15 protein-coding genes are annotated in these 12,815 nt (G+C 56.0%); 5 read left to right on the top strand and 10 right to left on the bottom strand.

The annotated features are described in order from the left end of the window. Positions 1 to 30: 30 nt before the first annotated feature. From APH35_RS21205 to APH35_RS21185, 5 genes are all read right to left on the bottom strand, one after another. On the bottom strand, positions 31 to 519 hold the full coding sequence (locus tag APH35_RS21205) for a hypothetical protein (protein ID WP_060515424.1): 489 nt from the start codon (positions 517 to 519) through the stop codon (positions 31 to 33). Continuing rightward, the gene (locus APH35_RS21200; protein ID WP_060515423.1) at positions 516 to 1,208 is read right to left on the bottom strand and encodes an N-6 DNA methylase; all 693 of its coding nucleotides are present in this window, start codon (positions 1,206 to 1,208) and stop codon (positions 516 to 518) included. The genes APH35_RS21205 and APH35_RS21200 overlap by 4 nt, the downstream gene beginning before the upstream one ends. Positions 1,209 to 1,323: 115 nt before the next feature. Continuing rightward, complete coding sequence (locus APH35_RS21195; RefSeq protein WP_156341232.1) at positions 1,324 to 2,133, bottom strand: hypothetical protein; 810 nt, start codon at positions 2,131 to 2,133, stop codon at positions 1,324 to 1,326. Positions 2,134 to 2,283: 150 nt separating this feature from the next. Beyond that, the gene (locus APH35_RS21190) at positions 2,284 to 2,583 is read right to left on the bottom strand and encodes a hypothetical protein (protein WP_060515421.1); all 300 of its coding nucleotides are present in this window, start codon (positions 2,581 to 2,583) and stop codon (positions 2,284 to 2,286) included. A gap of 13 nt (positions 2,584 to 2,596) precedes the next feature. After that, positions 2,597 to 2,986, bottom strand: a complete 390-nt coding sequence (locus APH35_RS21185; RefSeq protein ID WP_060515420.1) for a hypothetical protein — start codon at positions 2,984 to 2,986, stop codon at positions 2,597 to 2,599. Between the two features lie 217 nt (positions 2,987 to 3,203). Between APH35_RS21185 and APH35_RS21180 the strand changes: the two genes are divergently transcribed. Beyond that, entirely contained in the window at positions 3,204 to 5,546 is a 2,343-nt protein-coding gene (locus APH35_RS21180) for an autotransporter domain-containing protein (protein ID WP_060515419.1), read from the top strand. Positions 5,547 to 5,658: 112 nt separating this feature from the next. Here APH35_RS21180 and APH35_RS21175 read toward each other — a convergent pair whose 3' ends face one another. Next, positions 5,659 to 6,315, bottom strand: coding sequence for a hypothetical protein (locus APH35_RS21175; protein ID WP_060515418.1), 657 nt, complete (start codon positions 6,313 to 6,315; stop codon positions 5,659 to 5,661). Positions 6,316 to 6,755: 440 nt separating this feature from the next. Between APH35_RS21175 and APH35_RS21170 the strand changes: the two genes are divergently transcribed. The 4 genes from APH35_RS21170 to APH35_RS21155 all read left to right on the top strand — a co-directional run bounded on the left by APH35_RS21170 (position 6,756) and on the right by APH35_RS21155 (position 9,859). Next, a complete protein-coding gene (locus tag APH35_RS21170; protein WP_256213808.1) occupies positions 6,756 to 7,307 on the top strand; it encodes a site-2 protease family protein in 552 nt (183 codons plus the stop codon). A 59-nt stretch (positions 7,308 to 7,366) separates the two neighbouring features. After that, entirely contained in the window at positions 7,367 to 7,777 is a 411-nt protein-coding gene (locus APH35_RS29095; RefSeq protein ID WP_060515416.1) for a hypothetical protein, read from the top strand. Between the two features lie 124 nt (positions 7,778 to 7,901). Continuing rightward, on the top strand, positions 7,902 to 8,693 hold the full coding sequence (locus APH35_RS21160) for a hypothetical protein (RefSeq protein ID WP_060515415.1): 792 nt from the start codon (positions 7,902 to 7,904) through the stop codon (positions 8,691 to 8,693). A gap of 179 nt (positions 8,694 to 8,872) precedes the next feature. Further along, positions 8,873 to 9,859, top strand: a complete 987-nt coding sequence (locus APH35_RS21155; protein ID WP_060515414.1) for a ParB/RepB/Spo0J family partition protein — start codon at positions 8,873 to 8,875, stop codon at positions 9,857 to 9,859. Positions 9,860 to 10,277: 418 nt separating this feature from the next. Here APH35_RS21155 and APH35_RS21150 read toward each other — a convergent pair whose 3' ends face one another. From APH35_RS21150 to APH35_RS29170, 4 genes are all read right to left on the bottom strand, one after another. Continuing rightward, the gene (locus tag APH35_RS21150) at positions 10,278 to 10,850 is read right to left on the bottom strand and encodes a helix-turn-helix domain-containing protein (RefSeq protein WP_177335383.1); all 573 of its coding nucleotides are present in this window, start codon (positions 10,848 to 10,850) and stop codon (positions 10,278 to 10,280) included. A gap of 71 nt (positions 10,851 to 10,921) precedes the next feature. After that, positions 10,922 to 11,716 carry a hypothetical protein gene (locus APH35_RS21145; protein WP_060515412.1) on the bottom strand — a complete coding sequence of 265 codons (795 nt, stop codon included), beginning with the start codon at positions 11,714 to 11,716 and terminating at the stop codon, positions 10,922 to 10,924. A 136-nt stretch (positions 11,717 to 11,852) separates the two neighbouring features. Beyond that, positions 11,853 to 12,260 carry a hypothetical protein gene (locus APH35_RS21140; RefSeq protein ID WP_060515411.1) on the bottom strand — a complete coding sequence of 136 codons (408 nt, stop codon included), beginning with the start codon at positions 12,258 to 12,260 and terminating at the stop codon, positions 11,853 to 11,855. A 14-nt stretch (positions 12,261 to 12,274) separates the two neighbouring features. Then, positions 12,275 to 12,760: a hypothetical protein gene (locus tag APH35_RS29170; protein WP_218187675.1), complete on the bottom strand. Its 486-nt coding sequence runs from the start codon at positions 12,758 to 12,760 to the stop codon at positions 12,275 to 12,277. Positions 12,761 to 12,815 lie beyond the last annotated feature (55 nt).

Genomic DNA, 12,815 nt, shown 5'->3' with positions numbered 1-12,815 from the left:
ACCCCGTCTCAAGGACGGGGTTTGATGGGGTTAACGGCGGTGAAAGCAGATGCTCTTCAATGCCCTGTCGACCAGGTCACCTTCGTAACTCAAGATGACCTCCACATTGGCGCACGAGCGCTGGGAAGGTCCCAGAGCACGTGCTGCGATCAGGTAACCATTGAGGTCCACTTGCGATGCAGCACCGAATAGAACCGCATTATCGACCACTGCGCGGAGAACATCCCCGGCACCATCGTCTTCGGTCCAACTGGGTGACACGGTGTTGCGAGCACTGACCTGGTTACCGCATACACGGAAGTGCTCAAAGCGCCCGGGGGCATTTTGAATCGAGACCGAGTCGCAGCCTTCAAAATTACCCACGTAGATGACCGGCCGTGTAGCGCCGTTGATGCGAGCTACGGTGGTCATCTTTGAGGCAGCAACCGATTGAACAGCATCTGAGGCCTCCGAAGCACTTGCCGCATGCGGAAGCGCCTGGAAGGCTAAAGCCGCGGCGATCGAGTACCAGCGTTTCATGAGGCGACCTCAAGTTTCGGAATTGAATTTTGACGTGAACGCATCCGCGTAGGAGAGGTTGCGTGCAAGATCTGCTGCTTGGGTTCCGTGCTGAGCGTATCACCAAGGAGCACTATGATCTCCCCGATTTCGACTCTATGAATGGCACAATTCGCGGCCAGCTGAATTGCAACCATACGTGCGCAGATTGCATCGATGTCGCACGCGTGAAAGAGCCATTGCTGCAGCTCATCAGGCCCTTTCGTCTCAAGTAGGTGGTTTGCTTTTGCCAACAGCATAACCCCACTGCCACATGCCGGATCGGAGTACGCTTTGAGATCACCGGCGCGAGGCGCGTCGATGTCGGTATCGCTCATCCTAACCATCATGCTTGCGAGCGACCAGGGCGTGAAGAACTGCCCCAGCATTTGCTTGCCGCCATGGCTGGCCAGCTCTTCGTAGAGTGGGCCTAAAATGTCCTTGAACGGTTCTTCATTGGCCACCGCCTGATCGTACAGCGTGATGACTCGTCCTATTTTTCCGCGTGCATCATCAGGAATTGGATACCAAGGCTGAAAGCCCCAAAGCTCCATCACTGCCCCGAGGAAAAAACGAAACATCTCCGCCGGTGGATACCGGTGGCCATCACACAATGCTTCTGCCAGTGGCTTGATGGTGGGTGGTACCGCGCGTGCTAGTTTGCTTGCCATGGGTAATCTCCAGAGAGGTTAGTCGTATGGATTGGGATGCATCACAGCGACCTACAACTCCGGCCGGCGCCCGGGCATAAAAAAACCGCTCCGGTGAGGGAGCGGTTGCGTAGCGTTAGTCAGCGGACTCTTCCGGATCAGCAACGTCCGGAATGGAATCTCGCGGCACCCATGTCCAGGTTGCGACAAATGCGCCATCTTCACACAGCGTTACCTGGGCATCTTCATTGACCTGCAGATCATCATTGGCGATGTTGTCCAGCGCCCATGAACGGTACCGGTCCTTGAGAGCGTTCGAGTCCACTGCCTGCTGATCCGGCTCTTCTTGCTCCAGCAGTTTCTTTTGAGCGAGATCATCGAGCAACTGAACAGAGGGAGCGCACTGCGACAGACCGAAGTGAACTCCTTGGTGCCCGTAGCGTTTGGAAAACTCTTCTGCCGTCATCTTGGCCAGCACTTTCTCGATGCAATCACTGCACAGACCGTGACCAGCATCTTGATTGCCCCACTGCCGACCGGTGGTTCGAGCACCACAGCACGGGCACAACAAGCGCACCGGGGCATCGAGATGTCCAGTCAGGTCGACATGTGCATAGGGAACATCCCTGAGCTCACAGTAGGCTTTCTCATCGCCATCGGCGTCATACAGGCCCAATGTGCACTCATCCCACTCCTCAGGTTCAGCGATGGACACCTCGATCGAAAGAAGCAGGTACTGACCGTTGCAGAACTCCTTCCGCAAAGCCATGCAACCGCTTCCGGTGTGATAAACCTCGAAGCCATACGCCTGTATGGGGTCAACAACTGTTGTTCCGCACGGCGAAAAGTAGGGGTTGCGAATCTCCACGTCGTTGAACATGAAAGCCATCTCCGACGGTGAATACGGCCGCATGAGCGTCTCGCCATTCGGCAGGACCTCGGTCATGACCATTTCTTGGGTACCAGCTGCGTTGCTTGCAATTACGTCCATGGTGCTGCGCCTCTTTGGGTAGTCATCTTGGTCTGAGATGAAGCACAGCCAGCTGTAACGACAGGCGAAAAAAAACCGCCCCATAAGGAGCGGCGGTACAGCGGTTTAGATTCGAGCAGAGACCTGGTAACCCTTGCCTCCTTCTGCCTGCGTCACGCCGCCTTCAAGCGTGATTGTCACGTCCTGCAGACCAGCGTTGCGGAACATGCTCGCCACAGTTTCAGCCACCGGCTGCATCTCAAACGGCAAAACCGTGTGCCAAGCGTTAGAAAAATGGCACCAGCGGCAGCCGTATCCAGCGAAAAACCCATTCTCGCGATTCCCAGGAACCGGATCCGGCATTTCCAGGATCTTGTTGATGCGGGTGGCAAAGGCTTCCGGGAATTCCTTCAGAACTGAAGACATACGAACCTCTCGATTAAGCGGCCTGGTGAATGTGCTGGTGCTTGCCGAACTCATTGAGGGAGTCCAGCTTTGCGAGGAACCGCTCAGCCGCAGTGGTGCTGGCCAATTCAGAGACAGTCTCAAAACGGTTCATTCCGCCGGCATAGTCCTTCCGGCCCTCACAGGATCGATAGAGCACTTTGAGCACTCGATCGAAACCGAGATGAACCATCAGATAGAGATGATCGCTGTGCAGGATCACCTCCCCCATGACTGCGTTTCCGCCTTTGCACGAACGAATTTCGTAGCTTGATTCTGGAAGCTTCAGGCGGCCGGCGATCTCTTTGAGCAAGCGCTTGCCCGAGCGGTGAAGGGTTTCTTTGGTGATTCGTTTTTCGAGCAGCGCTTTAGGGATTTGAAGCATGAGGTTTCTCCTCAGGGAATGACGGTCTCTTGCGAAGACCTGGTCATGGGAGATGCGCTACATAGGAATGCAAACCTAATGCTCGATCACCGCAGAGCGAGTGCAAACCAATAAATAACACGTACGCATAAGATTCCATTTGCTTTGTATTGAATCCTGACAGTATTATCCGGCCATCCAATTGATATCACCTAACAAGGTCAGGACGAAACAGCCCATGCACAACAATGCAACCCCCTTCAAGCCACGTCTCTCCCTGCTTGTCGCCTCCATCGCACTGGCCATGAACGCAGGCACTGCGCATGCCGCTTACGGCGGCATTGATGTCTACGCGCCAACGCTTGGCTCCTCCGATACCACCTACGATCCGCACATCGGCGGCTCGGGTGATGGTTCCACCCTGGTTGGCGCCCAATACAACCCGAGCACCGACACCACCGAGGCCTTCAAGTGGACCTTGCTGGGCGGTAAGCAGTTGCTGGCCAATCTCGGCACCAACGCCGCTGCATACGCGGTATCGAATGAAGCTGACGTCATCGTCGGTAGCTCCGTAGACAGCCTCACGGACAACGAAACCGCCGTGTACTGGAACAGCGCCGGCATTCACAAGCTGGACTTCCTGAACGGTGGGGCCGAGGCCGAAGCTCGCGCTGTTTCGGCTGATGGCAGCGTCATCGCGGGCTCCGCCGACGATGGCCTGACCGGCAACCGATCGGCAGTGACCTGGGACCTGGCTGGCGCTGTGACTCAGTTGGGCTACCTGAACGACGGCACCTACAGCTACGCCATGGGCATCAGTGCTGACGGCAATGTGGTCGTGGGGTACGCGCAGAACGGCGCAGGCAATGGTGATATCGCCACTCGTTGGGTGGGCGGCGGTAGCGCCGAGAGCCTCGGCACCTTGGAGGGAGGTACTCAATCCATCGCCACGGCGACCAGTGCCGATGGCACTTACATCGTCGGTGCGAGTGACTCTTCGCTCGCCCTGAGCGAAGCTATGATCTGGTCCGAGCTGTCTGGCATGAAGGGCTTGGGCTTGCTGGCCGACGGTACCCTGTCCAAGGCTGAAGGCGTCTCTGCCAATGGCGCCGTGGTCGTCGGTGTCGCGGATACCACTGGCAGCGTCCTCTCCGGGTTCCGTTGGACAGCAGAGACTGGCATGCAATCGCTGGTTGAGTGGCTGCAGGACAACGACCCGTCTTACACACTGCTGGCCAACAACACCCTGAACACCGCCACCTCGGTGTCCGCTGATGGCAACACCGTCTTCGGCCTGGGCTTCCTGAACGGCCGCTCGCAGCCGTTCGTAGCGCGTTCCTATGGCCCGATCTCTGAACCTGTGGTCACTACCCCACCAGTGGTAACCACTCCGCCTGAAGAGACCACTCCAGAGGTAACCCCTCCCGTCGTCACCCCGCCAGTTACTGACCCAACGCCGCCAAGCACCGGAGGCTCCTCCAATGCAGGGGACACTTCTACTGGCGGTAGCGATGCAGGCACGGGCACCAGCGCCGGTGGTACCGAAACCGATTCGGGTACCGGTGGCACTGGGGGCACTGACACGGGTACTGGTGGTACCGGCGGAACTGGCACTGGCGCGGGTGGCGCTGACGTCACTACTCCACCGACTGGCGTGATCGGTTTGCTGGACCTCGGTGACTCGTTGCAGAATGCGACCCTGTACGCGCAAGCTATGCAGAATCAGCTGCAAGGCTTCGTCCAGGACCAACTGTCCTGCTCGACATTCGACACCAGCGGCATCTGTGTCAGCGTCAGCAGCCAGATGACTCACCACTCGGGCACGGTCCAGGGTGACAACGTGTACGGCGGCGTTACCGCTGCATATCGACTGACTCCTGACTTGGTTGCCGGCATCGGCTACCAAGGCCCGAACACCTCGCTCAAGATAAACGATGACCGCGTCGAGGGTGATACCAACACGATCGGTGCTTTCGTCGAGTACGGTAACCGTCTTCGCGAAGGCGTATTCGCCCGGGGCGCCGTGGCTGTTTCCGAAGGCGATGCCACCATCAAGCGCTCCTACAAAACGGGTGCCGGCGACGTCGAATCGAAAGGCAAGGCCGATGTCAGCCAGCGTGCTGTATCGGGCCAGGTCGGTTACGTATTCATCCTGCAAGACAACATCGCGGTGATGCCTTTCCTGGGCTTGGACTACCTCAACACCAAGCTGGACAGCTACACCGAGACCAGTGGTTCCTTCCCGGCGCACTTCGATAAGCGTACCGAGGAGAATATCTACGGTACCGCGGGCCTGAACGCCAGCATGAACCTGGCAAACAAGGCCATCGTCTCGGCCAACATTAAGCACGTCAGCCGCCTGAACAACTCGCAAGACGATCTGACCGGTGAGGTGATGGGCGTGTCGCGCTTCGACATGAAGCAGGACACCACTGAGCGCTGGAACGAAGTGGGCGTAGGGCTGCAGGTTGCCGGCCCGTTCAAGGCCTCCCGCGTGGGCATCACCTACGGCCACCGCTTCGGCAGCGACAAAGCCGTTGCCTCGGACGTCGCGACGTTGTCCCTGTCGGTCGGTTTCTAATCGGAAACTGATTCACCAAGCGCCCCACTCCCCAGTGGGGCGTTTTTGTTTGTGGGTGGTTATCGTCAGGCAAAAAAAAGCCACTCCGAAGAGTGGCCGGGGATCATTGGTGTTAGGCAGCTGACTGCCTGTTCTGTTGCTCCCACCATGTGCGGAAGCTGGATACTAGAGAGCAGCCATTGTCTTCAGGCAAGGCGATAACCGCCTTGTTCTCGTGACTGATCTCATGTTCTGGCTCACCATCACGCGAACAGTGGTAGAGCTTGAAGGAGTTACGCGTGTCCAACTGGAAGCAGCACAAAGTGCCCTTCGGCCGTTTGTAGTAGACCCGGCAGAAGCCCGACTCAACAGAGTGGAATGCCAACTGCTCAACCTGTGTGACTTCAACTGGTGGTACCAGGCGGTGACGATGCTCAACGATCAAAGCTCGCAATTCAGTCATATCGATCGAGCGCTTAACGCCATCAGGGAAGAGAACGTCGCCGTACAGTGCTACCAGATCAGAAGCCAAACTGTCCTCAACCAAGTGACAATCTGCGAGGTCCCAGGCTCGGCCAGAAATCCATTCTCGCTTTTCCTCTGGGGTTTCCAGTTCGTCGATATACTCACGCTGCTCTGCCATCGACTCAGCTACTTTGAAGCAGGCTTCATTTTGAGAAACTGCAAAGGCATATTCGGAATATGTCCCCTCATCCTGCTGCCCCCAATTCAGAGTAACTGCGAACAATGCAAGGGCTGGTTGATTAGCTTTTACTTCAGTGCTGCTCATGATCGGTGTTCCTTTGAAAGTTAGTATCAGCCAGCAAGTTTCATATCTTGCTGAAGCGCAGTTTTGCCTTCATTGAAAGCGTTCAACAGTTCCGGGACATCAGACAGGAGTGCATGAGGGGTTTCAGAAGCCCCCCAGCCATATCCCCAGGCAGCATCCTTTGCATCTTGAAATGCGCTGGCTGCTAGTTGAGTGGTTTCCGGAGATTTCATGAGTAGTAGGGCTAGCGCCCATTGAGTTCGAGCGTAAGCCGCAAGCTGAAAACAAGTATTCATACTTCACCAGAGTAGTTTCATAACCATCTGTAATGACGCACACGGACCTGTATTACCATCTGGCCTGTAGTTGTACTGTGCAGTACACAGGACAAGACAAATATCCGGATATTGACTTGAACGTTTTGAAGCTTTGCTAAAGAATTACTGCATCATGTTCTAGGAATGAAAACCATGCTGCCTGACGCACTGGTAACCATCGGGATGTTCGCCATCGCCTTTTTCGTCATTTGGCTGATGCTCGTGTTCTTGCTTTTGATCCACGAAGCCGGGCATCTAATACCGATGCAGCGGTTTGGCATTAAGCCTGACAAACTCATTATTGGCGGATATAAGCTTTTCTCGTTCCGAAAATCCGGGATCATTCATGAAATCGGTTTGATTCCGCTTTGGGCCTATGTGGTCAGTACCGACTATGAAAAGGCGCCCTCAGACCGCCGGGCGATCATTGCTGCAGGCGGCCCACTCATCTCGCTGGCGACCGGCCTGCTGTTTTTCGGTATTAACTACGTCTCGCCGAACTGGCCGACGCTTGTCGCGGCCCAGGGCTCGATCCTCCTAGCAGCGACTAATATCATCCCCTTGCCCCCAATGGACGGGTGGACGATCGTCGAACATTTCTTGAACCGCCGTGGGATCTACTTTGATGACCGGAACAGGAAGGTCCTCATGGGCATAGGGCTTTTGACCATTATTGCTATCACCCTCGCCCTCTAGAATTACAGAACCCTGCTCTGCATCTCCTGGTGCAAGTTAAAACCACCAGGAGATGACTCATGACCACCACTTCCCTCGACGCTACCTCTCAACGCCCAGCTGTGCACCCAAGCTTCTTCGAGGAGGCCTTCAAGAGCTACAACGTACCGCCGAAGATCCGCGCATTTGCAGAAGCATTCTGCATTCGCTTTGACGTTCGCGGCATCTGCGACCCGGCCTATTGTGCAAACTCTGCAGCCCTTAAGCTGAAGATCGGTAATGGTTGCGGGACGTTCGATCACGAGAAAGACCCCGACGAAAACGGCATCCCCCTGATCGGAGAGCAACTGCTGTTCTCATACAGCACCTGCATCCAACGAACAGAGCCGGGCACTACCGCTGACGTCATCAACAGCATGGTGAAAGCAGCCCTCGCCGGCGCAGCTGTAGAGGAGCTTCTGCCTGCGCCAGCAGCCTCAGCTACAAACTGACCATACCCAGCCGCCCTCTTCGAGGGCGGTTTTTTTCGTCCACCAAATGTAGCGATGGCATTACGATACAGGTGGCGTATGTGTTCATGTATCATTCACGCGTCAAAACTATGAGGGACTAACCATGCTCACGAGCCAGCCCCAGCAAGGCATTTCTTCCCCCGCCCATCTGCCGGCCGCCAGCACCTCAGCGGTTAAGTGGTTCTCCCAGGTCACTGTCGAGCTTTCGTATTGGCACGGGAATCAGAGGTTAAAAAACCTCGACCAGTTTGAATGGCATGGTGATGCCGTCATGGCGCCAGCGCTGACCCACGCTCAAAGCAAATGTGATTTCTACAAGATCGACGAATCGTCCTCCCTTGAGCTGTGGGCGTTTCGCTCCCAGTGGCAAGTTGCGAAAGTTCGTGCCGGCGCCGACCAGCACTGGTCGTTTGCGGAAAGCCTCGACCACGTGACAAGAGTCATGGTCAGCCATCATCCAGTCTGGTCATCAAAACACGGAAAAATTTCCCCCCCTGACACCTGGCCAGGGTTCACTGCTACCTTCCAGAAAATCATTTCAGTCGACGCTTGTCGATCGAGAGATGAACTGAATGGGCTAGTCAGTGCAAGTCTGTGCATCTTCGGACAAGGTCCTGAGGCAATGAGTCTCGCTATTACGAATGGTGCCATCCGTGACCTGACCATCACTCGCGTTGGAGCGAACAACCACAGCCCTGGCTGTGAGTTGTTTAAGGTGACGGGTGCAATCGAGGTGGCCATGTCTCCCTACCAAACAGAATCGGGCCTTGACCATCTGGAAGACACCATCCGCAGCTCAGTCGGTATCAAGTTATCCCTTGTCGACGGAGCCACCGCCACGGGGCAACTCGATGCCGCGCAGCGCTCTACGATCTGGGTAGTTGAGCGCAGGTAACGCAGCAATCCTTTAAGAAATACCTTTTGCGTATGCGTACGCGTTATGTATTATTGCCGCGCCAGACAGGTAGCATATCTGTCCGGATGGCTGGTGTCGGCAAATCTGGGTTATGCGCAGGTGTCAGTCATCTCTGTTAGCAAGTTCAACGATCACTGACCCTTCAGGAGGGCACCGCCATGACCGCAGCCGTCGAAAACAGCAGCACCGAACACCAGATGGATCTGGATTTCCGCATGATCATCGCCACTGGCAACATCAAGAAGGCAATGGAAGAAGGTGATGGAAAAAAGAAATTTACCGCCGGCGACCTGTGGAATGTGGCGCCAAGCACCATCAAGGTCATCCCGGGATACAATGTCAGGGAGCGCAATGCCGCCTACCTGGCCAACGTTCAAAAGCTGAAGCAGTCAATCAAAGACAATGGTTTTAAAAAGGATTCCGCTCTGTCGGTCATCATCCGTCGCGATGAAAATGGCGGGCAGTCTATTTGTCTGAAGCGTGGCCATCAGCGGCTTGAAGCCACGCTGGAAGCGATCGCTGACGGTGAAAGCATTCCAACCATTCCTTGCATCATTGCTGCAGATGATTGTTCTGAAGAGGACATGACGGCAGACCTCGTGATCAGCAACAATGGTTCACCGCTTAGCCCGTATGCGACCGCAGTCGTTTGCAAACGCATGACCCGCTTCCACCCCGATGACCATACCGCGATCGCCAAAAAACTGAATCTCTGGCCCGCCCAGGTTTCGGACTACCTCTTGATGATCAACGGACCTATCGAGATCAGGAACTATGTCCGCGACGAAGTGGTTTCCTTCACGCTGGCAGTTCAGATACTTCAAGAGCATGGTCCCAAAGCTCTGCAAGTGATCGAGCAAGGCCTTGCCCGTTCAGCTGCTGCAGGCGGCAGAACAGAGAAGCTGATGCCTCGTTTTGTACCAGGCAAGGTCATCAAGAAGGCAATCACCAACGCAGCACCAACGATGAAAACGGCAATCCTAGAGATTCGGCAAGACAAAGGCTTCAGCCAGCTTTCCCCGGAAAACCAAAAGCGGCTTGAAGATATTCTCGAACAATTCCGCCTGGCGGAAGAGGAAGAGAAAAAACTGAACGTAAACCCGTCCACTGAGCAAGAGCTCAACCTCAAAACTACTGAGGACTAACCATGCCTTCCAGGCTACCCCTACACTTGATGTAGGGGTTTTTTTTGCCTATCGAAAAATGGCCCTCAACTTCGTCCACCAAGTTGTGTGCACCTCATGCCGCTTCAATTGCCCAGCAGCTGACCACTCAAGCCGCACCGAACCGGATGACCCCGTACACATGATCGCGAATCGGGTGAACGACGCGCATGCCTCACAGGCAGCAAGTCCAACCAGCTCGAAGCGATCGCCCGGCTGAGGTCTGATCTCACCCCTCACCAAATGTCCGTTCAAACTACGCCGGCACTGGCCGCAGTCGACTGCGAAGCGGGCAAGTTGAGTACCATCTGAAAAGACGATCGGGAGGCGTAGGTGCAAGGGCTTCACTTGCCTCCACTGGCTGATCGCCCCGTCAATTGTTGAACTGCTACCAACATCCTCACTGCTTGCCACTGACACGGCCCTCGTCGATCGCCTTCATGTACACCTGGACCCAGCCTGGTATCCGCCGTTGTCCTCTTTCCCAATAGCCTACTGCGGCGTAAGCCCACCCCAGCGCATCGGCCAGTTGTGCTTGTGTCCAGCCTAGAACCTCGGCCCTGATGCGCCTGATATCCGCACCGGCCAGGCTCGGGGCGTCGCCGACCAACTCACCTTGCACTGCAGCGCGGAAGAGTGATCGAGCTGCAACCGGCATATCGGCCCCCTTCTCCCATTTCGATACCAGCCCGGGCGACACGGACAGCATCGAGGCTATAGCTGCTTGAGTCAGGCCTGCTGCATGGCGCTGGTCCGCAAGATCAGTGTGCACGGTTTGGGCGAACTGGATCTGGTGTTCTGTGGCCATGTCGTCGCGATAGCATTGCGCTGCGTGCTTCGCCCGGGAACGGCCGTGGTAGGCTAGGTCGCGAAAATGGCGATCGGCGACAAACTTCCCATCCTTCATCAGTCGAACACGCCAGCCGGCATCAGAAGGCTTCGATGGGCGATTGTCACGGGTGATGCCCTGCATGCTTGAGTCAGTGATGCGCCTAGCAGAGGACACTTCGATACCAGGCGCGGGCTTGGAGTTCTCCATAAGCCTCAATCATCCAGGGAGTCGTTCTGACCTGACTCTTGGGCATCATCACCACCCAAGAACATCCCATTGCTGGAGAGCAGAGCACCACCCAGAACGAGAGCTGACGTAACTGTCAGCGCCGGCACCCCATCCGACTCCCCTGCGTCTGCGTTGGCGCCCTTCGGCCGCGGCTTCACCGGAATCGGGATACTCGCTGCCGCAGTTGCCGTGGGGGCTTGGAGTGTCAGGGGGGCATCAGGACGCTTTTGTGGTACCGGCTTAGGTAGAGGATTGCCCCGTTCTGGCATGAGCAGTGGCACATCATCATCCAGACTGAGCGTGACCTCATTGGCCTGCGCTTTCTCCAGGCTGCTGAAAAGCTCATCAGACCGCGCCATCAACTTGCTGAACTGCTTGTCGGTCATGAGTTCCCCCCTGCGCAGCCCACCCATGTTCCGAATGGTGTCTGTAGTGATGGCGTACAGGGAATCTTGAAGCTCGGTGCGCACCTGGTGCGTCATGAATTCACACTTCAAGGACAGTACTTGTTCCGCTCGGCCGACCTGGGTCTCCAGCTTCTCAAGCGCCTGTAGTTGGCGCTGGATCCGCAGCTCTGCCACTTGTGCCGTAGTTCTGTACCGGTTGAACCAGTACCAGGCGCCGAGGAGGAAAATGGCCCCCGCAGATGCAGCCAGGTACGTAGGCAGTTCGCTCGAAGGCGGGTCTGGCACAAGACTGAAACTGAACGAGTCAGTTGAGATTAGGGACAGTGCGACTGCCCCTGACAGAGACAAAAGAAAAGGTGGTTTTGCAGTCATATCGAGCTCCAACGCTGACAGCTTCACTAGGCTTGCAGATACATAACGCGTACGCGTACCTGAATAGTATCGCCTATGAATTTTTATTGTCACGCTGTAAGAATGAGCTGTCAGGGATTCCCTACCTACCTTGGCATTACATCTGATCGAGCTTGAAAGAATTGGCGCCGGCCACGAGATCACTACCCAGGTTGGCCAGAATCGTGTCCTGCGCTACGGTGGCAACACCATGGCCGCGGATGCCGCCAGTACTAACCCAATAGACCTTACCGGTGCCAGCCTCCTCCACCCGTTTATGAAGCTGCACTGAATAGCTGTAAAGCCGTTCTCCCGGCTGGTAGTCGGCCGTCTCCAGGTATGCGTAAAGTTTGTAGCTGCCATCAAGCTCTACGATTTGCCGTGGCAGGTGCGCTGAAATCGTTTCCTTGACCAGGTCATGGGGGATTTCAGTGGCATTGGAAGAAAGCACCAGTTCGACAGCAGAGGCATTGCATGCGCTGAGTGACGCAATGGCCAGGAGGGCAAGCTTTGTCAATTTGATCATGGGGGGGGTCTTACTCATTCAGTTGATGTGTGGGCGCTGCAATCTGCCGCTGAGATGACCTCTCCGCGAAGGTGCAACATCATCGCGTAGATCGCGACATCGAGCGGATCTCCTTTCTCTACGTGCTCGCGCAGCTCTTTCGAAAGGAAATCAGCTGTGCATGTATCGCCTTCATTCCAGCCAGCACGGCCTTTCGCCCGGTTCCTGGCCATCTTCACCTTCATGTTGAGCGCGATGGCGTCGACGGCCGCATCATCGAGCTCTGTCTCACTGAGCTGGTATGGAGCGTTGTAAGTACGAACAACAGCGGTCGATCGATCAGGCCCAGATACCCTGACATGCACCTCACCGACCTCTTCCAAGGCCGCGTGCACGCCACCTGGGTTCTCCCGATGAGCCACACGGAGCGCATCCAGCCAGATCTGCTCTGTTGTCATGTCGCTGCCGGCTGCTCCTGCAGGCGCAGAGGCCTGGTTCTTCGCGTTGGCCAGAAACAACACGGTATTGCACGCAGGGCAAGGGGGCATCTCATTATGGCCAACGATAGCCCCCTGG

It is taken from the genome of Pseudomonas sp. NBRC 111132 (assembly GCF_001320565.1).
GTDB classification, from domain to species: Bacteria; Pseudomonadota; Gammaproteobacteria; order Pseudomonadales; family Pseudomonadaceae; genus Aquipseudomonas; species Aquipseudomonas putida_P.
The sequence above is the reverse complement of the archived record's forward strand: the minus strand, read 5'-3'. Positions and strand labels throughout refer to the sequence as shown.

Coding starts and splice junctions, on each gene's coding strand:
- APH35_RS21175 (WP_060515418.1), bottom strand. CDS start 6,315: ATGAGCAGCACTGAAGTAAAAGCTAATCAACCAGCCCTTGCATTGTTC.
- APH35_RS21180 (WP_060515419.1), top strand. CDS start 3,204: ATGCACAACAATGCAACCCCCTTCAAGCCACGTCTCTCCCTGCTTGTC.
- APH35_RS21170 (WP_256213808.1), top strand. CDS start 6,756: ATGAAAACCATGCTGCCTGACGCACTGGTAACCATCGGGATGTTCGCC.
- APH35_RS21145 (WP_060515412.1), bottom strand. CDS start 11,716: ATGACTGCAAAACCACCTTTTCTTTTGTCTCTGTCAGGGGCAGTCGCA.
- APH35_RS21200 (WP_060515423.1), bottom strand. CDS start 1,208: ATGGCAAGCAAACTAGCACGCGCGGTACCACCCACCATCAAGCCACTG.
- APH35_RS21185 (WP_060515420.1), bottom strand. CDS start 2,986: ATGCTTCAAATCCCTAAAGCGCTGCTCGAAAAACGAATCACCAAAGAA.
- APH35_RS29095 (WP_060515416.1), top strand. CDS start 7,367: ATGACCACCACTTCCCTCGACGCTACCTCTCAACGCCCAGCTGTGCAC.
- APH35_RS21140 (WP_060515411.1), bottom strand. CDS start 12,260: ATGATCAAATTGACAAAGCTTGCCCTCCTGGCCATTGCGTCACTCAGC.
- APH35_RS21150 (WP_177335383.1), bottom strand. CDS start 10,850: ATGCAGGGCATCACCCGTGACAATCGCCCATCGAAGCCTTCTGATGCC.
- APH35_RS21205 (WP_060515424.1), bottom strand. CDS start 519: ATGAAACGCTGGTACTCGATCGCCGCGGCTTTAGCCTTCCAGGCGCTT.
- APH35_RS21160 (WP_060515415.1), top strand. CDS start 7,902: ATGCTCACGAGCCAGCCCCAGCAAGGCATTTCTTCCCCCGCCCATCTG.
- APH35_RS21195 (WP_156341232.1), bottom strand. CDS start 2,133: ATGACCGAGGTCCTGCCGAATGGCGAGACGCTCATGCGGCCGTATTCA.
- APH35_RS21190 (WP_060515421.1), bottom strand. CDS start 2,583: ATGTCTTCAGTTCTGAAGGAATTCCCGGAAGCCTTTGCCACCCGCATC.
- APH35_RS21155 (WP_060515414.1), top strand. CDS start 8,873: ATGACCGCAGCCGTCGAAAACAGCAGCACCGAACACCAGATGGATCTG.